Source organism: Aminobacterium sp. UBA4908 (genome assembly GCF_002398115.1).
Classification (GTDB): Bacteria; Synergistota; Synergistia; order Synergistales; family Aminobacteriaceae; genus Aminobacterium; species Aminobacterium mobile.
The window spans coordinates 294,264-312,085 of sequence record NZ_DHCG01000002.1; the positions used below are offsets into that span (position 1 = coordinate 294,264).

17 protein-coding genes and 2 tRNA genes are annotated in these 17,822 nt (G+C 43.2%); 7 read left to right on the forward strand and 12 right to left on the reverse strand.

The window, feature by feature from the left end; genetic code table 11:
- Positions 1-158 precede the first annotated feature (158 nt).
- Complete coding sequence (locus tag B4J50_RS02270) at positions 159-2,354, forward strand: methyl-accepting chemotaxis protein (RefSeq protein WP_024822002.1); 2,196 nt, start codon at positions 159-161, stop codon at positions 2,352-2,354.
- Between the two features lie 96 nt (positions 2,355-2,450).
- On the opposite strand, the gene B4J50_RS02275 is transcribed toward B4J50_RS02270, so the two are convergent.
- The 3 genes from B4J50_RS02275 to B4J50_RS02285 form a co-directional block, all read right to left on the reverse strand.
- Positions 2,451-3,149: a helix-turn-helix transcriptional regulator gene (locus B4J50_RS02275; protein ID WP_286846828.1), complete on the reverse strand. Its 699-nt coding sequence runs from the start codon at positions 3,147-3,149 to the stop codon at positions 2,451-2,453.
- Between the two features lie 124 nt (positions 3,150-3,273).
- Positions 3,274-4,257: an ornithine cyclodeaminase family protein gene (locus tag B4J50_RS02280; protein ID WP_024822000.1), complete on the reverse strand. Its 984-nt coding sequence runs from the start codon at positions 4,255-4,257 to the stop codon at positions 3,274-3,276.
- Between the two features lie 25 nt (positions 4,258-4,282).
- Positions 4,283-5,158, reverse strand: a complete 876-nt coding sequence (locus B4J50_RS02285) for a sulfite exporter TauE/SafE family protein (protein WP_024821999.1) — start codon at positions 5,156-5,158, stop codon at positions 4,283-4,285.
- 169 nt (positions 5,159-5,327) lie between these two features.
- Here B4J50_RS02285 and B4J50_RS02290 point away from each other — a divergent pair, with 169 nt between their 5' ends.
- The 4 genes from B4J50_RS02290 to feoB all read left to right on the forward strand — a co-directional run bounded on the left by B4J50_RS02290 (position 5,328) and on the right by feoB (position 8,663).
- A complete protein-coding gene (locus B4J50_RS02290; protein ID WP_024821998.1) occupies positions 5,328-6,044 on the forward strand; it encodes a DtxR family transcriptional regulator in 717 nt (238 codons plus the stop codon).
- The gene (locus B4J50_RS02295; protein ID WP_024821997.1) at positions 6,022-6,252 is read left to right on the forward strand and encodes a FeoA family protein; all 231 of its coding nucleotides are present in this window, start codon (positions 6,022-6,024) and stop codon (positions 6,250-6,252) included. Before B4J50_RS02290 ends, B4J50_RS02295 begins: the two co-directional genes overlap by 23 nt.
- 90 nt (positions 6,253-6,342) lie before the next feature.
- Entirely contained in the window at positions 6,343-6,633 is a 291-nt protein-coding gene (locus B4J50_RS02300; RefSeq protein WP_024821996.1) for a FeoA family protein, read from the forward strand.
- A gap of 2 nt (positions 6,634-6,635) precedes the next feature.
- A complete protein-coding gene (feoB, locus tag B4J50_RS02305) occupies positions 6,636-8,663 on the forward strand; it encodes a ferrous iron transport protein B (protein WP_156923342.1) in 2,028 nt (675 codons plus the stop codon).
- 237 nt (positions 8,664-8,900) lie between these two features.
- Here feoB and pncA read toward each other — a convergent pair whose 3' ends face one another.
- The 3 genes from pncA to B4J50_RS02320 form a co-directional block, all read right to left on the reverse strand.
- The gene (gene pncA, locus B4J50_RS02310) at positions 8,901-9,482 is read right to left on the reverse strand and encodes a bifunctional nicotinamidase/pyrazinamidase (protein WP_024821994.1); all 582 of its coding nucleotides are present in this window, start codon (positions 9,480-9,482) and stop codon (positions 8,901-8,903) included.
- A gap of 156 nt (positions 9,483-9,638) precedes the next feature.
- Positions 9,639-10,325: a class I SAM-dependent methyltransferase gene (locus B4J50_RS02315; protein ID WP_024821993.1), complete on the reverse strand. Its 687-nt coding sequence runs from the start codon at positions 10,323-10,325 to the stop codon at positions 9,639-9,641.
- 320 nt (positions 10,326-10,645) lie between these two features.
- Positions 10,646-10,722, reverse strand: a tRNA-Arg gene (locus tag B4J50_RS02320).
- A 197-nt stretch (positions 10,723-10,919) separates the two neighbouring features.
- Between B4J50_RS02320 and B4J50_RS02325 the strand changes: the two genes are divergently transcribed.
- Positions 10,920-11,078, forward strand: a complete 159-nt coding sequence (locus B4J50_RS02325; RefSeq protein WP_211235517.1) for a hypothetical protein — start codon at positions 10,920-10,922, stop codon at positions 11,076-11,078.
- Between the two features lie 253 nt (positions 11,079-11,331).
- On the opposite strand, the gene B4J50_RS02330 is transcribed toward B4J50_RS02325, so the two are convergent.
- Positions 11,332-11,481, reverse strand: a complete 150-nt coding sequence (locus tag B4J50_RS02330; RefSeq protein ID WP_286953893.1) for a hypothetical protein — start codon at positions 11,479-11,481, stop codon at positions 11,332-11,334.
- Between the two features lie 18 nt (positions 11,482-11,499).
- Positions 11,500-11,763: a hypothetical protein gene (locus B4J50_RS02335; RefSeq protein WP_286846837.1), complete on the reverse strand. Its 264-nt coding sequence runs from the start codon at positions 11,761-11,763 to the stop codon at positions 11,500-11,502.
- Between the two features lie 42 nt (positions 11,764-11,805).
- On the opposite strand from B4J50_RS02335, the gene B4J50_RS02340 reads away from it, so the two are divergent.
- On the forward strand, positions 11,806-12,036 hold the full coding sequence (locus B4J50_RS02340; protein WP_024821991.1) for a hypothetical protein: 231 nt from the start codon (positions 11,806-11,808) through the stop codon (positions 12,034-12,036).
- Positions 12,037-12,084: 48 nt separating this feature from the next.
- On the opposite strand, the gene B4J50_RS02345 is transcribed toward B4J50_RS02340, so the two are convergent.
- The 4 genes from B4J50_RS02345 to B4J50_RS02360 all read right to left on the reverse strand — a co-directional run bounded on the left by B4J50_RS02345 (position 12,085) and on the right by B4J50_RS02360 (position 17,717).
- Positions 12,085-12,174 (reverse strand) — tRNA-Ser (locus B4J50_RS02345).
- A gap of 58 nt (positions 12,175-12,232) precedes the next feature.
- On the reverse strand, positions 12,233-13,327 hold the full coding sequence (locus B4J50_RS02350) for a peptidylprolyl isomerase (protein ID WP_245587094.1): 1,095 nt from the start codon (positions 13,325-13,327) through the stop codon (positions 12,233-12,235).
- Positions 13,328-13,430: 103 nt separating this feature from the next.
- Positions 13,431-15,995, reverse strand: a complete 2,565-nt coding sequence (polA, locus tag B4J50_RS02355; protein WP_051461101.1) for a DNA polymerase I — start codon at positions 15,993-15,995, stop codon at positions 13,431-13,433.
- 96 nt (positions 15,996-16,091) lie between these two features.
- Positions 16,092-17,717, reverse strand: coding sequence for a putative manganese-dependent inorganic diphosphatase (locus B4J50_RS02360; RefSeq protein WP_024821988.1), 1,626 nt, complete (start codon positions 17,715-17,717; stop codon positions 16,092-16,094).
- Between the last annotated feature and the right edge of the window lie 105 nt (positions 17,718-17,822).

The window sequence follows — 17,822 nt, forward strand, 5'->3', positions numbered from 1 at the left end:
TCGCTTAATTTATAACTATGTATAGTGCTCAAAATATAACCAAACAATAAAAACTAATAATGTTTTATTAAACACTACGCTCCTAACAATAATAACAATACTTAGCATAATATACATATTCAATATTAAATAACGCTATTCTATAAGGAGGTAGTCTATTGAAACTCAAACTTCAGGGCAAGATGCTCCTCTATTTTCTCTCCACAGTCACGATCATACTCGCATTTTTAATTGGTTTTATTGCTTTTTCCGTGCATGGAAAAACATTGAAGGCAACAAAGGTTCTTGTAACGGAAACAGCTCGTTCGTCAGCCTACGCTATCGCCTCAGAAATTGACAAGGGACTTATTACCGCAGAAACTCTCGCCAAAAGCATATCTGGCATAGACCGGCAAGATAGCCAGGCCCGACAAAATGTGTTAGGGATGCTTGAAAATGTTTTAAAAGAAACGCCCCTCGCTTTTACCGCATGGGTCGCCTTTGAACCAAACGCATTTGATGGGAAAGATTCTATGTATGTGGAACGCGACGGGTATCAGGAAACTGGCCGTTTTATTGTAGATTTTGTCAAGAAAAACGGACATATTCAACGTTCTTTTGACATAACAGAATCTTTGTTAAGCAAAAATGGGGAAGGAGATTTCTATATCCTTCCTAAAAAAACTGGAAAAACTGTTGTTATGAACCCCTATCTTTATAATTATTCTGGGCAAAAAGATGATTTTGAGTTTATTACAAGTATATGCACCCCTATTTTTTTAAATGGGGGAATAGCCGGGGTCGTCGGTATAGATATTGATTTAGCTACAGTGCAAGAGATAGTGAAAAACATCAGCGTTGTGGAAGGAAGTACGGCCTCTCTCTATTCCAATAATGGAACTACCATCTATCATGATAATGAAGCGCTTATTGGTAAGAACTTAACAGAACGTACTGATGATTTAAAAGATGTTGGAACCATTTTAACGCATATTCAAAAAGGTGAGATTTATAATATTATTGATTTCTCTAATGCCCTCAGCGGGGAAGCCTATAAAATTTATTCTCCTGTACAATTAGGCAATACGGAAACCCCCTGGAGCCTCAATATCCAGGTTCCCATGTCAAAGATAAAAGAAGACGCCATCATCATGGCTCGCAATACTATTGCGGCCTCTCTTGTTGGGCTTATCATTTTGAGCCTCATCATTATCCTTATCACCCGCACTCTTGTTCGCCCAATTAATGGCGTATCTCAAATGTTGCAACAATTTTCCCATCTTGATTTTTCTTCTAACCAATCTCTGTCATGGATGAAGCAATATATGAAATCAAAAGACGAGATTGCACAAATGCTTCATGCCATGTTGAATCTACAAGAACATCTCTCGGGAATAATAAATGGGCTTCAGGAAGAATCTCAGCGTTTCAGCTCCAGCGCTGAATCTCTCGCAGCTCTTTCTGAAGAATCGGTAGCTTCCATGGAAGAAATAAAAGCCTCTGTAGATCAAGTAGCTACCTTGGCAGAAACAACAAGCGCAGCAGTAGAAGAGACGAATGCCGGAGTAGAAGAAGTAAGTTCCAGCGCGACAAACGCAGCCAAGTCTGCTACAGAAGGTGCCGAAGCAACTGCTCGAACCACGCAAATCAGCAATGCCGCTACTTTGGAAGTTTCTACAGTTGTTGAAGAAATCACAAATGTAGGGAAGCGCTCGAAGGAAACAGCCCAGAGCATGAAAGCTGTTGCAAATGCAGTTGAAACTATTACTCGTTTTGTAACAACCATCCAGACTATAGCAGACCAAACCAATCTTCTGGCTTTAAACGCCGCTATAGAAGCAGCACGGGCAGGAGATGCCGGTCGAGGCTTTGCTGTAGTAGCAGAAGAAGTACGAAAACTTGCTGAAGAATCTGGCGTTGCTGCTGGTGAAGTGGAGACACTTATTAACAATCTACAAACCCAGACTAAAAACGCTTTGACGTCTATAGGCCAGGTCGATGAAATAGTAGAACAAACTATTAATCGATCAGAGAAAGCTAAAAAACAGCTGCAAAAAGCCATGGAGGAAATATCGCACGTAAACGATGTTATGCAAAATATAGCCGCCACAGCAGAAGAGCAAGCAGCATCATCGGAAGAGATGGCAGCTGGAATCGACCAAGTAACCCAGTCGACCGTTCAAGTTGTAGCCTCAGTGGATACGATACGTCAGGCATCTGAAGACACTGCCAAAGCAGGTGAACAAGTTGCTGTGGAATCACAGAGTCTCTCGGAAGGAGCCCATCGCCTGGGAGAGATGATTGCACAGTTTAAGATAGATAAAAACAATCTTTCCCGATCCTTAACCATAGCGGATCAGAGCATAAAAAAATAAAAGAAGGAAAAACTGAAGTGCACCTCCAAATGTTTGACTTTATGTCTAGCTTTTGGGGTGCACTTCGCACAAAGTAGTCTCCTTTTATGTAACACCTTAATCTTGAGAAGAATCTTCATTATTATTGTCATTATCGCCAGTTCGTATCTCTCTTAAATAGCCGTAAACAGTATAACGACTTTTCCCCAGCTCTTTACACAGAGCCTCTACAGCTCCCTTCAACCTAAAGAACCCTTTAGACTTCAAAAATGACATAATCTCAAGTTTTTCCCTTTTAGTAGTGTAACGTAAAGGGCGTCCGCCCCGTTGTTGGCGCGTTTCCTCGAGGATTTTTTGCAAGAGAGAGCCCGAAGAAGGGACAAAAGTTTCTTCGGCAACCTGAGATGCTTTTAAAGGGACGACACAGGTCAATTCTGTTCCTAAATCCTTTAAAATTTGAGCTCGGGTCATATCGTAGTTAATACATAAAAAACCAATAATCTTTTCGTTCCCATCTCTTAAGAGAGTTACGCTTGATCGTAAAGGTCGCCCGTCAGAGGCATAAGAAGGGTAGTTAGCTATATAATGAACGCCTTTATATTCCTCTTCACTACGAAGCAGGTACTCACCGAAATCTGTTAAAGGAGAGTCTTCTGTCCGTCCCGTTAGTTCCCCATGAGCCATCGCCACAATTTGATGCTCTTCGCCGGAAACATCATGAAGAACAACCTCATAGTCAGGACCTAATGTTTCACTTAAAGTTTCTACAATAGCAATAATAGGCACTAAATAAGGATGGCATTTTTTTCGCTTCACTTGATCCATCTCCCTATAAATGAGGGCGGGGAGGCACCCCGTCCTCACATTGTATCATGCCTTTTTAAAGCTACTGAGATAATACTATAAAAGGAAAAGAGAGTCTGTCGATGGAATAGAAAAACTACAAAGAAACTTCTTTCCCTACCCCAGCCTCCCGAGCCTTCTGATATATAGTAAAAGCCGCGACCACATCGAGAGTGGCAAATCCTACAGTTTTAAACAGTGTAACGTCTTTTTCTGTGGATCGTCCCTCTATGTCCCCTACAATCAAACCTCCCAACTCTCCGCTAATTTTTTCGGGAGCAAATCTTCCTTCTTTTATAGGGATAATAAAGTCTCCTGCCTCTGCCAAAACAGCTTCTCTATTGTCTACGAAAACTTTATCCGCTCTTTCTAAGAGACACGAATCAAGCTCCTGCATCTCAGGAGTATATGCTCCAACCCCATTTATGTGGGCTCCATCCATAACCAATTTGCCATTAAATACCGGCTTCCTCGATGTGGTAACAGAGGTAATTATGTGAGCACCCTCGACTGCTTCATCAGAAGTTTGAGCTGCTATAATCCTCGTATTAAATTTTTTGGAAAGGGGCTTTTGGGATTCGACAAAGCGTTGGACTCGTTCTCTATCTACATCAAAGATCCTCACTTCTTCTAGATCGCGAACTGTCAACATAGCTTCCAGCTGAGTGGCAGCCTGCCCTCCGGCGCCAAATAATGCGCCAATGGAGGCATCTTTTCTCGAAAGCAGTTCTGTGGCGGCTCCCGCAATGGCACCGGTGCGTATTTGTGTAAGAGTCGTTCCTTCTATAATGGCCGAAACGACGCCAGTCTCCCCATCAAGCAAAATCATTGTTGCAGGAACTGATGGCAACCCTTTCGCAGGGTTATGGGGGAAAACAGAAACAATTTTAACTCCGCACGTATTTATTTCTTTCGCATAGGCCGACATAAAAAGACTTTGCCCTGTCTGAAGTGTGAAATTCGTACGCAAAGGAACCTCGCTTAGCCCTCGATAATGCATTACAAAAGCTTTTTTATCAGCTTCTATAGCGTCTCGCATAGAAAAAATTTTCAATATATCTTCCCTGGAAATTAATAACATAATAATTCCTCCCTAATAAATATTTTTATGCTACTGCTTTCCTCTTGAAGAACTCTTCATAAAGCATGGACGCTCCAGAATAAAGGACTACAGCCGCAATAACCCACTGAAGCATAGAGAGATTAAGACTTTTAACGATAAAAACGGCCGCGAGGACCCCTGCTATTCCAAAGACACTGGAGAAAAACGTAATTTTACGGCCATATTGACCAAGACGAACGAACTCCATGGCTCCCATAGGAACGGAAAAAGTACAGGCTCCCATCATGATCGGGAAAGCCACTGCAGGGTTTACGCCTAAGGCATAAATAGTAGCCATTGTAGGAGCATATGAACCTATGCCAACGTTGTTAAGAGCTCCATAAATGAAAAGGAGAACAAGCGCAACGTAGAGCTTCCCTCCACTCAAACCCACTGCTTCTCCGCCAGAAGGAACAATATTCAGCTTTCCTGCCAAAATAAAAAAGGCGGCAACTACAAGCCCTGTTCCCATAAAGATACGGATAGTTTTCGCTGGAAGCTTTACTACAAAGCGAGGACCTATATAGGCACCTAACATTTGAGCAACTATGCAGGCTACCAGCGTTATGGGATCCACATGGATAGCAGATATGTATGCCAGCGCCATAACAGCAACAGGAATGGCACACTGAGTATTCAACGTCCCTGGTAATTTGGTATCACTTACAAGTTTCTTGGCCCTGTACATGATGGTAGATAAAGCAAAATCAGAAATTCCAAAGGTCGAAAGAAAGAAAATAATAGCCCCCCAAATAGCTAGAAAGACATTATTTCCAGGTTCAGCCCACGCCTCTTCACGGTGAAGAAAGAAGTCTCGAGCAAAACGTACGGCGTAAAACCCATTCACAAGTGCAATCAACGCTAACAGAACCTTTACCATACCCATCACTCCTTTGAGTTAGTTTCCATATTCGTTATATATATCACGTTCACAAGCATTGTATCCTAATTCAACATTATTTTCAATATGACAATAATGTGTTGAGCCATAAAAACATCTTGACAGCTATAGTTTGATACACTAAACTTTCTTAGAGAGAAAAAGGGAAATGAAGGAAGGGATTGCTATTCTATCGGCTCGAATAGAAGATTACTTAGAGGCCATTTTTGCCTTGGAAATTCATGGACAAGAAGCAACTGTAACCGATTTAGCTGAACGCCTGAAAGTGACAAAAGGGACAGTTGTTTCTGCCATTAAAAAATTAGTAGAAGCAGGCTTTCTCGACCATGAAAAATACGGGGCTGTCGCTCTTACTGAAAATGGGCGAGAGAGGGCCTTGCGTGTTTACAGGCGGCATGACCATCTTAATTTTCTTTTCTCCGAAATTCTAGGAATAGAACGTTCTAAAGCATGGGCTCTCGCTTGTATTATGGAACACGAAATGGATGAACAGACAGATGGTCGGCTTCTCGCTTTAACAGACTTTTTCTGTCAAGCTCAACGAGAAGGGGCTGCATGGTTTAATGATCTGAAAGCAGAAATGGATGATCCTTCTCGACTACCCTGCCCTCTTGTAATGCTAAGGCCTGGAATGAAGGGAACTATCAATAGAATTACTGCTGATGGTCCTCTGCGCAAACGTTTACTGGAAATGGGGCTCGTCCCGGGATCTATTATTACATACATACAAACCTCTCCTCTCGGAGATCCTATTGAGTTTGAAATACGAGGCACACGTTTGGCTTTGCGCCGAAGCGAGGCTGCCACCGTATGGATTCGGCGTGTAAAGGAGGATGACGCTTGTGGTTCCACTCCATCTCGTTAAAGAAGGGGCGCAAGTGAGGATAGAAAGGCTTACTGGGGGATTAGCCTTCCGGAAAAGGATGGCTGAGCTTGGATTGTTGCCTGGCGCGTCCTTTACTGTACTTCATAAGGGAGGTGGCCCCTATTTGCTCAAAGTAGGAGAAAGCCGCCTTGCCCTTGGGCAAGGAGTAGGCGATAGAATTTTTGTCCGAGAAATAGAGAATCAATAAAGGCGGCACTTTTGGGAGCTACGCTCCTTTTTTTCTTAGTAAAAAAATAGTTTGATGAATCAAACTAAAATTTTTCGAGGTGGTGAAAATATGAGTGAATCCGAATTACTGCCTCTTAGTGAATTACCGGCAGGGAGCCTTGCGATTGTTATGCGAATAGAAGGACATCCAGAATTAAAAAAGAAAGTTTTAGAAATGGGTCTTGTTCCTGGCACTCCTCTGGTAGTGCAGCGGAAAGCTCCTCTCAACGACCCGATTTCTGTGGCTTTTCGTGGTTATGAACTGAGCCTTCGCATATATGAGGCAGAAACGGTTATGGTAAAAAAAGTGAGTTGCGGTGGATGTAATGGAGAGTGCAGCAAATGCTGGGGGTGTCATTAAGTATGGGGAGTATTACGCTGGCGTTAGCCGGCAATCCTAACACAGGGAAAACAAGTCTCTTTAATGTACTTACAGGCTCTCATCAACACGTAGGAAACTGGCCTGGTGTAACAGTAGAACGGAAAGAAGGGCACTTTAAATGGGGGGACACGGCGTTCTCTCTTGTGGACCTTCCTGGTATTTATAGCCTTGGAGCTTCTTCGATTGATGAACAAGTAGCTTCGGAATTTCTTTTGCGGGAAAAGCCAAAAGTTACTATCACAGTAGTGGACGCCTCTAATCTAGAGCGGAGTCTTTATCTCGTACTGCAAATGTTAGAGGCTGGACAACCTGTGGTTATCGCCCTCAATATGACTGACATAGCCCAAAAGAAGGGTATTCATATAGACGTGGAGGAACTGGAAAAACAGCTTGGCGTACCTGTAGTTCCTACCGTAGCCCGAGAAAACAAAGGCATTCAGGAGTTAGTAAAGGCTGTAAAAAAATACGTGGAAACTCCCGTTGAAAAACATGGCATAACTATTCCTTACGGTAAAAACATAGAAGACACTTTGAAACGGTTAGCAGAAGCTGTTAATCCATTAGTAACAAGAGAAATAGAAATATCAAAAGATATCGCAGCCCTTCGAATAGCTGAAGGAAATGCCGCTATATTCTCTCTTCTGGAAACTCTTGATAACGACAAAACTATCCAAAAAATTCTAGAAGAAGAGAACGAAAAGCTGGAAATGTCGCTTGGTTATGATCTCCTCACAGCTGTTATAGAGAGACGGTGGAATTATATATCTACTCTCACCGGGAAAGTAATGAAGAAAGATTTGTCTCTAAAAGAAGATGTAACTTTGTCAGATAAAGTAGACCGAATTGTAACCCATCGCATATGGGGACTGCCCATTTTCTTCCTTATTACATGGTGCATGTTCCGCCTCACCTATGCAATAGGAGACCCTGCTGCTGACTATCTAGATCATTGGATAGGGATCTTAGGTGAGTATGCTTCAATATTCATAGAGAAATGGGGGCTCCCAACAGTAGTAGGGAGTTTTATCTCTGGCGGAGTTATCGGCGGTGTAGGGTCGGTGATAGTGTTTTTCCCGCATATCTTCATTCTATTCGCCTTTATAGCCATCTTGGAAGACTCCGGTTACATGGCCAGAGGTGCTTTTGTGATGGACAGAATAATGAGGGCTGTAGGCCTCCATGGAAAAAGTTTTATCCCTATGCTTATGGGGTTCGGGTGTAACGTTCCTTCTATTATGGCAACTCGCGTTTTAGAGCGCCCAAGAGACCGAATGATCACTCTTCTAGTCTTACCCTTTATGAGTTGTTCTGCCAGGCTCCCTATTTACCTCTTGTTTGCTGGAACCTTTTTCGGCAGAAATGCCGGGACTGTTGTTTTTTCTCTCTATGTACTTGGTATTGTTGTTGCTGTTATATCTGCAAAACTTTTGGGGAAAACCCTGTTCAAGGGGGAATCTTCCCAATTTGTTATGGAGTTGCCCCCATACCACGTGCCACAGGTACGTGCTGTTTGGGGAAGTGCGTGGGAACGAGCAAGCCTCTTTCTTAAAAAGGCAGGAACTGTAATTTTTAGCGCTGTAGTGCTTGTATGGATTCTGGCCAGCCTTCCCTTCGGCGTAGAATATGGTTCTTACAACAGCCTTATCGGCCATGTCGGGCGCGCTATGGCTCCCCTCTTCGCTCCAGCAGGCTTCGGCTTCTGGCAAGCCACTGTCGCGCTCCTCCTCGGCCTCCTTGCTAAGGAAGTTGTGGTAGGGACCTTTGGAGCACTTTTAGGGGGAGAAGAAGGCCTTGCAGCTGTCTTACCCACTCTTTTCACCCCTTTAAGTGCTTACGCATTCTTAGTTATGACATTACTTTATATCCCATGTGTAGCAGCTATAGCTGCCTTTAAAAGGGAAACAAACAGTTGGAAATGGACCTTTTTCTTAGTAGCCTACACAACAATCGTAGCTTACGGACTGGCTGTCCTTATATATCAGGGTGGCCGTATGTTTGGGCTGTCGTAGATAAAGGACCTTTTTCATACAGTACCTCCCCTTCAAAACCAGCACAACGAAAGGGCTCCTTACTAAAGGGGCCCTTTCGCTCCAGACTAAAGACAAAATCAACTGCATTTGGGAGTACGCCCCGAATGCAAACCGTTCGCTTCTATCTAGAAGTGGTTAGCAAACACAAGTGGTCACGAACAATGAAGCGCATTGCTTCTTATTGGCAAATGATTGGCGTAGGTGTTGAAAATTATATTATGATTCAACCACATCATGGCTTGTAACAAGCCGTGCACCCTTTGCTTTTAGTTCTTCCAAGGCTTTACAGCTATCGTCTTCCTTTACATTGACACCCTTCATGCCATCAGTAACAAGGTAGACATCAAATCCATGAGATAAGCCATCAAGGGCTGTGCTCTTCACACAATAATCAGTGGCTAAGCCACAAACAAAAATTCGCCGGATTGACTGGGCATGAAGTTTTTCCAATAAATCGGTACCCTCAAAAGCGGAATAAGCATCTTTCTCGCAACATGTTCCTTTATCTATAATAAAAGCCGTGTCGGGAACAATGAGACCAGGATGGAAAGCTGCCCCTTTCTCTTCTTGAACACAATGGGGAGGCCAAAGACCACCCTGTTTTTTAAAACTTATATGATCGGAAGGGTGCCAATCGCGAGAGAAGAAAACTGGAATTTTTCGATTCTGAGCAAGCTGTACAAGACTATTAATAACGGAAATTATAGAATTGGCCCCACGAACAGCGAGACTCCCCCCTTCGCAAAAATCTTGCTGCACATCCACTACGATCAGAGCATCACCAATCGTTAACAACATTTAAACACCACTCCCCCTCTTAAGATTATGAAGCATGAAAGGTCCCTCTGTTCGACCTGCTTTCCAAAACGCAATCCAATGGAATATGTTAAATATGTCTACGAGAGAGAAATCAGACCATAAAAGCCGAAGCTTCCCAAGAGATTTTAACGTTCTTTATGAAGAAACCCTTTTCTTTTTCTCTATAACTAAAAAGAGGCTTGAGTCATCTACTTCTTGGATCAGATATGTATAACTAGTCTGTTCTGCTAATTCTTTAAAATCCTCCGGGCGACAAGTATGCGCTACGAAACCATCTTTACATACAATATGTCCATCTTTGGTTTTTTCCATATCAATCTCGCCGAGCAACCCTTTATCTGCCTGCTCATGGAACCAAGCTAGTCTATGATTCCAAAATTTAGCGCTATAGGTACTAAAATAAGCTCTTCCTCCTGGAACAAGAACTTTAAGGCTCTGGGCAATAAGATTACTTTCATTCCCTTTTAGGGCGGAAATACCGTTCTGGAGGCAAAGAACAACATCAAAAATTGGCCCGAACTGGAGCACATGGGCATCCATCACTTTTATTTCGCAGTTCGAGCAACCTTTTAAATACTCCTCGCCGAACCTTACAGAATCTGGAGATATATCTATTCCCATTATAGAAGCCACATGAGGAGCCAATTCCTTCATGATTCGCCCATAACCACACCCTAATTCCAATACTTTCTCATGATCATGTACATTGCGACGAACAAAATCTATTTCTTCCCGCAAATACTGCTTAACTCGATCAATATTAGTATCGTAAACTTGAAACAGCTTCGCCGAACTCAGGTTCTCTGCGTAGTAGTTACTCACCTCACCACCTCCACTGAACTCTGATGGGCACATACAAGCAGGACTATTTTACTATGTTTTTGAAATATTATTAACAAGAGGCACTTTAAGAATGAGGAAAAGCTCTTATTATCTGAGTCGCCTGCCAAGCAAGAACCCCATGCCTGCCATCTGAGAAGCAAGAACTACGTATTGGGGGAAGTAAGATAGAAGGGCGCAATCTGCTTAATCACAATAAAAACTTACGTAACGCTGTGAAGAAAGCTCTGTAGATCTACGGGCAAACTGCCATTGCAATAAAAAAACCGCTCTTCATATGAAGAGCGGTTGACGAATCTAAATGGCGTGCCAGACAGGATTCGAACCCGTGACCTTCGGTTCCGTAGACCGACGCTCTATCCAACTGAGCTACTGGCACATCTTGAACGGAGGAAATATTACCACGGAACAGGCATTCATGCAACCTTTTAGGGGATATTTTACCGTATTTCCTTCGAGATGAAAAGCTCGTGCAAAAGACGTACACCGTCGTTCTAGAATCGCACTACAATTTTAAGCCCCCAAAAGCCACCCTGACATTTTTAAGGAATTCTCTTTCAATGGGAGGGATTCTGCATGTCCGGAAACGTGGCAAGGCTTTTTCACACCGAGGAAACATGGCAACAAACGGTAGAACGATACATTTTGACAAGGGAAATTGAAGAATTGTCGCCTCGAACTCCCATAACTAAATTTACCGATGATTCGGTGCTCACTGTGGAGGTTGCAGACTGACTGCTAAATGGTGGGGATTATGGAAATTTTCTTTTTGAGTATGGAGGGCATATCCAAACAAAGGCTATGGAAGAAATTTCGCAAAATGGCTCAACAAGGGGGGCACTGAAAACTTATAACAGCTTCAGAAACAGCAGCGTTATGAGAGTGAGCTCCGTTAGCTAGGCCTTCGATAATCTTAACGATGCCCTGGAAAAGGCCGAGGCTAGGGCATCTCAAGTATTTGATACACTTTCATTCAGCAGAGGGCAATTCACCTCGCTTCGAAAAGCTGTTTTGCTACCTCATCGATAACCATGTTTCTGTTCCCCTGATTTGTTTCAGAAGACATCGCTGCTGAAGTTCCAATGCGTAAGAGGTTTTCGTTAAACCTTTCCCTAACATAAACATAGCCTGAGCCCATATTCCCATGTAAATTCAATCAGAGGTATTTTATCAAGTTATCCTCTACTTCAAATAAACCTGGCATTCCTCGAACATTAAAGGCCTTTACCGGGCGTATATTTCGCAAGAGCCACGCATATCCCGCTGGATTCGGCAATTCGTCAAAAAGCGCTGCCTCTGCTTCCATCGCTTCTTTAGAGCTTTCCGCTTGCTGCTTCGCTGTTTGAAGGGAAATAACCGCACGAAGAGCGTTATTTACAGGTTTTTGGGGCCGTAGACTTTTGCAGAACCTTCGAATCATGGTATCTTATTGGTATCAATACTTTGGGAGGTGAACTTTACGATGAACAAAAAAGGGCCTGTCATTTACAGAAAAATAGACAGCGCGGGGAACACGATTACCTGGTATTACGCTCTTCAAGAAGGCGGATCTTTCGTACTTTATCAAAGCAACACTAAGGAAGGAAGAAAAGAAAAGACTGACATACATGGAGCTAATCTCTCCGAACTTCTGGAAACCCTTATAAATAAAACTTCATGCGAATACCGAATCATAGTTGATGAGAAACCATAAAAAAAGCCCAGACCACTCAGGCCTGAGCTTTATATTACTTTTATTAAATGGCGGAGAGAGAGGGATTTGAACCCTCGGAGGCGGTAAAGCCTCACTCACTTAGCAGGCGAGCGCCTTCGACCACTCGGCCATCTCTCCTCCAATAGACTGCGGGGTCTATTCTATTAAGGGAACCCGGTTCTGTCAAGCTCTTTACTTATTTCTTATCTCCGCTCGCTGGCTCACTGGAAACTGGCTCTTGATCACCAGAAGCAACAGGTTGAGAGGTAGCTTCCGCTGGCTTAACAGCCTCTACTGGCTGTGGGAAGATGGTTGTATCAAGAATCTCAATCTTCGCTTCTTCCTTCAAACCACTAATATATTGGCGCTGTGCTTCCTGGTTTTTCTGATTTGTAAGCAACGTCTTAATATCGCCGCTCACTTCGTCGAAAGACAAAATCTTTTCTTCCACATTTTCGCGATTCAGAATAACCATATAGTCGTTACTCGCTATTTCTATAGGAGATGAAACGCCACCAATAGGAAGCTCTTTCAAAGACGCAAACTTATCTTGCAAGCCAGATTCAGCGATAAAAATAGGCTTGTCGTAAGAAATGCTTTCTTTCACATCGCCAGAAGCGGCATTTTTTAGAAGGGCATCCCATTGGGAGTTATCTTTCTTCACTGCCATACTCATGGCTGCTGCAACATCCTGATTGATAAATCGCGCAAAAACCACTTTTCGGCCTGCTGGCTGACGGAAGAAGACATTCTTCCCCTTATCATAAAATTCTCGCACATCATCTGATGTAACAACCACGGAACCAGCTGACTGTTCTATCAACTTTTGCTGAGCGAGCTGTGTTCCAATATTGGCCCTCAGGTTTTCCATCTTAATTCCACTATCGTTGAGATATTTCTGGAAAGCCTCTTTCGTGGGGAACTGAGAGCTAATCTGCTTTACAACCTCATCTATCTCCTCATCAGAAGCTTTTATTCCAGACTTCTGAACTGCTTTCGCAAGCTCATTTTGAATAACCATATTGTCGAGAACACCCTGCCGAAGAGCTGCCAAATCTTCCGACGTAACATCCTTCAGATTATTCCGATCAACGTAATCACGAACGTTGTTCTCAAGAGATGAGCGCATTATCTTTTTCCCATCTATTTGAGCTACTGGATAATCTCTCATACCCTCCTGCTGTGGAGCGGAACGACGACCGCCAAAGCCATACATACCAAAAATAGATAGAACGAAAACAACAACAATAACCAACATAATCCAGCGAACATTTTCTCTTAACGAGCGCATTATCAAAGCAAATCTGCCTCCCTTGACATAAACCGTAGCTAATAACATCTAATGCCAACGGCGTATTTTATCATAGTTTACTACTGAAAGGCTACGTAAAAACCTAGACTTCTGCTAAGGATTTCCCCCATTTTGTTTCTACTTTCAAGGGAACAGAAAGCTTTACAGCAGATTCCATGACCTCAGCCAATTCTTTCTCTATAGATTCCCGCTCTTCAGCAGGACACTCACACACAAGAGAGTCGTGTATTTGTAAAACGAGATGGACCTTCTCTTGATCTTTAAAATGACGATTAAAATTCACCATGGCTATCCGAGCTATGTCAGCAGCTGTCCCCTGAATAGGAGTGTTCACCGCTATTCTTTTAAGGGCTCCCCGATCTCGAGGATTTACCGATACCTCATCAAGGGGGCGAATGCGGCCAAACTCCGTCACAGTATACCCGCGTTTTCTCGCCGTTCTATAACTTTCCTCCACATATTCTCTTACTTTCGGGAAGGCTTTAAAGTATCGGTTAATAATATCCCCTGCCTCTTGTTGGCCTATACCTAATCGACTCGCCAAACCGTAGGAACTCATGCCGTAGAGAATTCCAAAATTAATCACTTTTGCGAAACGACGAAGTTCTGGGGTCACTAACGCAGACTCTATGTTAAATACCCATGAAGCTGTTTCTGTATGTATATCGCGCTGAGCTTCAAAAGCCGTTTTCAGCCTTTTTTCGTCGCAAAGATGGGCAAGAACCCTGAGCTCCACTTGGGAATAGTCGGCACCTACATATATATTGCCATTCGCGTGCGGGACAAGACCCTCCTTCAAACGATTCGACCAATGGCCGTAGGCGGGGAGATTCTGCAAGTTAGGATCTCTGCTGCTTAGGCGACCTGTTCCAGTAGACGTGGATTCAAAAGTTCCATGGATGAACCCTGTTTCTGGGTTTACAGCGCTCATCAAGGGATGGACAAAACCTGACTGAATTTTAGATAACTCGCGATGCTCCAGCAATAGTTTCGGTACTTCGCTTTCAGGCAGATCCATTTTAACGAGCTCTTCCAGCACAGTAACGTCTGTAGAATAGCCTGTTTTTGTCTCTTTTATAGGAGGAAGCTGCAATTTTTCAAAGAGAAGCCAGGCAACCTGTTTTGGAGAATTAAGGTTGATACGTTCATTCCCTTTGTCAGCTATTCGCTCCTCTATCTCTCCAATCCGTTCCTGTAGGTCTCTCTCCAGAGCTTCAAAGGAGTTTGTATCCAGGCCTACCCCCCAACTCTCCATCTTCCACAACACAGGGACCAAGGGAAGGTCTATCTTATCCATTACATCAACAAGACCTTCGTAACGAGCGAGCTGCTCTCCAAGTTCATTTTTAGTTTTCCAAAGCAACCCAGCCCCTTCTATCGGATCGAATATTTCCGATCCCGACCATTCCAAGGGACTATGAGCCTTCGCGTCGGGGTGCAGCAGATAATGAGCTACCTGAACATCCCATACTCTTTCCGGAGCTGGGGCATCTTCTTTCAGGAAGGCCTGCAACATTTTATAATCCGATGTAATAACATGACCATGACGAAGCCATTTTTTTAGAGGCTGAGGAACATCGGTACTTTGTACTACTCCATGCCAAAAGGCTCCGTCCTGAGAGCGAACAACGAGTCTGGCTTTTGAAAGACCTACAGGATAGCTTCCTTCAACCTGACCAAAAAGAGCCAACGTATCGCCTGCGAGGACTTCGTCCAAATTTCCCTCAACGGCATCGCCAATAATAAGCTCTTCTTGCTGAAGCTCAAGGGAGGGAGACTGTTCTTCCTTAACCCTTTGGTATATTTTTGAAAGTCCGAGATGTTGACATAGCTCTTCGAATTTCTCGAACTGTACGTCTGTCTGCCTAAACTCCTCAGCAGTGACAGGAACATCGCACTTTAAGCGAATAAGCTCCCGACTCTTAAAGGCCTGCTCTTTCGTGTTTTCAAACTTTTTTTGTAGTCCTGGCTTCAGATCTTTCAAGTGATCGTAAATATCTTCAAGGGACACATATTGGGAGAGCAACTTTTTCGCCGTTTTCTCTCCAACTCCAGGAACCCCCGGAATATTGTCTACAGAGTCTCCCAACATGGCCAGGTAGTCTGGCATGGCGGAGGGAGGAAATCCCCATTCTGCTTCAAAATTTTTTTCGTCGTAATCTTTAAACTCGGAAACGCCCCGTATGGGCCTGATAATTCTTACGCCGGGCTGAAGAACCTGAAGAATGTCTTTATCTGAGGTCAAGGCTATAACGTCAACCCCCAGACGAGCAGCACTACATGCCGCGGAAGCTATAACGTCGTCGGCCTCCACCCCATCCTTGACTACAATCCGAATCCCCATAGATTCCATGAGTTCCTGAAGGAGTGGAACTTGAACTTTATATTCTTCCGGCGTTGGTTTCCGACCCATTTTATATTCAGGGTATGCTATGTGACGGAAAGTTTTGCCAGGGGCATCGAATACAACAGCCGTCATATCCGGTTTACATTCGTCAATTGTTTTAAAGAGCATATTGACAAAACCTAAAATAGCGTTTGTAGGTGTACCATCTGGGGCATTCAATTCTGGCAAGGCATAGAACGCTCTAAATGCCAATGCATGCCCATCAACAAGAAGTATCGATCTTTTTTTCAGGGTATTCAACTCCTTCTTTTTCTACCACGTCTTTTATAATAACTCAAAGGAATGAATTATTGTTACTCTCGCCATTAATAATGAAGCACCATGGGATATCTTTTTCTACAAGGAACGAAGAGCCGATATAAGCTGGGGTATAACTTGCTTTTTTCTCGAAACCACATGGGGAAGAAAGAAACTCTCCCCCGCAATAGGGATACCGAAAGCCCTGGAAAGGACCTCCACATGACTTCCTACGTACAAAAACTCTGATCCTTCGTTAAGGACATCAGTCAACATTAATAGAAGGATGTCGTAGTCCCCCTCTACCTGGAGCTCTTGCATAAAAGCGATGATGTCGTCCTTTAAGGAGCCCAGTTTTGTGTTATATATATTCACTTGACTTACGCCAATTTTATAATCCCCTACCGGGAAACTCTTGAAGTCTGTATAAAAAATTTCTTTCGCTGTCTTTCCCCCAAGAGATGTTCCCGCCACAAACATGGACCGAGCAAAATCCTCGAGTTCAATACCAGCGATTTGAGCAAGTTCCTGAGCTGAACGAACATCCTCAGAGGTACAGGTGGGGGATTTAAACATCAACGTATCAGATAGGATGGCAGCACACATAAGACCTGCAATATTTGGGAGGATAGGGATGTTATTTTCTTTATACAAATTATAGATAATAGTGGCAGTACACCCTACCGGACGATTTACAAAAATGATAGGCTGTGCTGTCTCTATACTGCCTATTCTATGATGATCTATAATTTCTAATATTTGCGCTTGCTCAAGCCCCTCTACAGATTGAGCTGTTTCGTTATGATCTACAAGAACAACATTTTTTCCGACAAACTCCAATATATGCCGGCGGGCAAGCATCCCAACCGTTTTCTTGTTGCTCAGCACGGGAAAGTAACGATATTTATATTTCAACAGAGCCTCTTTTACGTCATCAACGTAGTCATCAATATTAAAAGTCACTAACCCCTTAGTTTTTGCTACATAATGAACAGGAACGCTCAAATTTAAAAGTTTGGCGGCTGTAAAGGTATCGTGAGGCACTTTTACAAGATTCACGTTATTCGCCCGAGCCAGCTCCAAAACCTCTTCCGTCACGAGAGCATCGCCTGTCAAGACAAGAGTATTGACCCCTTTTTGGAGAGCTAGTAATTGCACATCCTTTCGGCTCCCCACTATAATCAGGCTCCCTTTTATCAAGCGAGTCTCCACATCCTCAATTTTCATGGCCGCTACGGAAACGTTGCCACAAAAATTATTGCCGGAATCATAGATTACTTCGCCACTGAGGGTTTCCACTATATTTTGTAAAGGGACATTGAACTCTGAGAAATCGTGAGAAATTTCCAGGCTTGCCTTCGCTATATCCCCTAACGTTACGAGCCCCACGAAGGAAAAATCTTCATCCACGATATTAACTGTCTTTATATTATTCTCCATCATAATATGCCATACTTCCGACAACGGAGCGCTCTCTCTTATATTCAAAGGAGTGTCGTAGGCTATATCAGAAAGCTGGGCATAAACATTCTCTAAAAGAGCCGGGACCGGCATGTTAAAGTGATTGAGAACAAATCGGGTTTCATTATTAATAGGTCCAAGCCTCACTGGTTCATAGCAGCTCTCTTGAGAAGTGAGTGTATTTTTATAATAGCTATACGCTATGGCGGAACAGATAGAGTCTGTATCGGGGTTTTGATGCCCCAACACATAAATCGGTTTCATCGTACGAAAGCCCCCTACATAAATATTTCTTTCGAATAATCATCTGTAATCGTACTTTCTTATAGTTATAATACCTTATAATCCAAATAACTTTCATGGAAATTA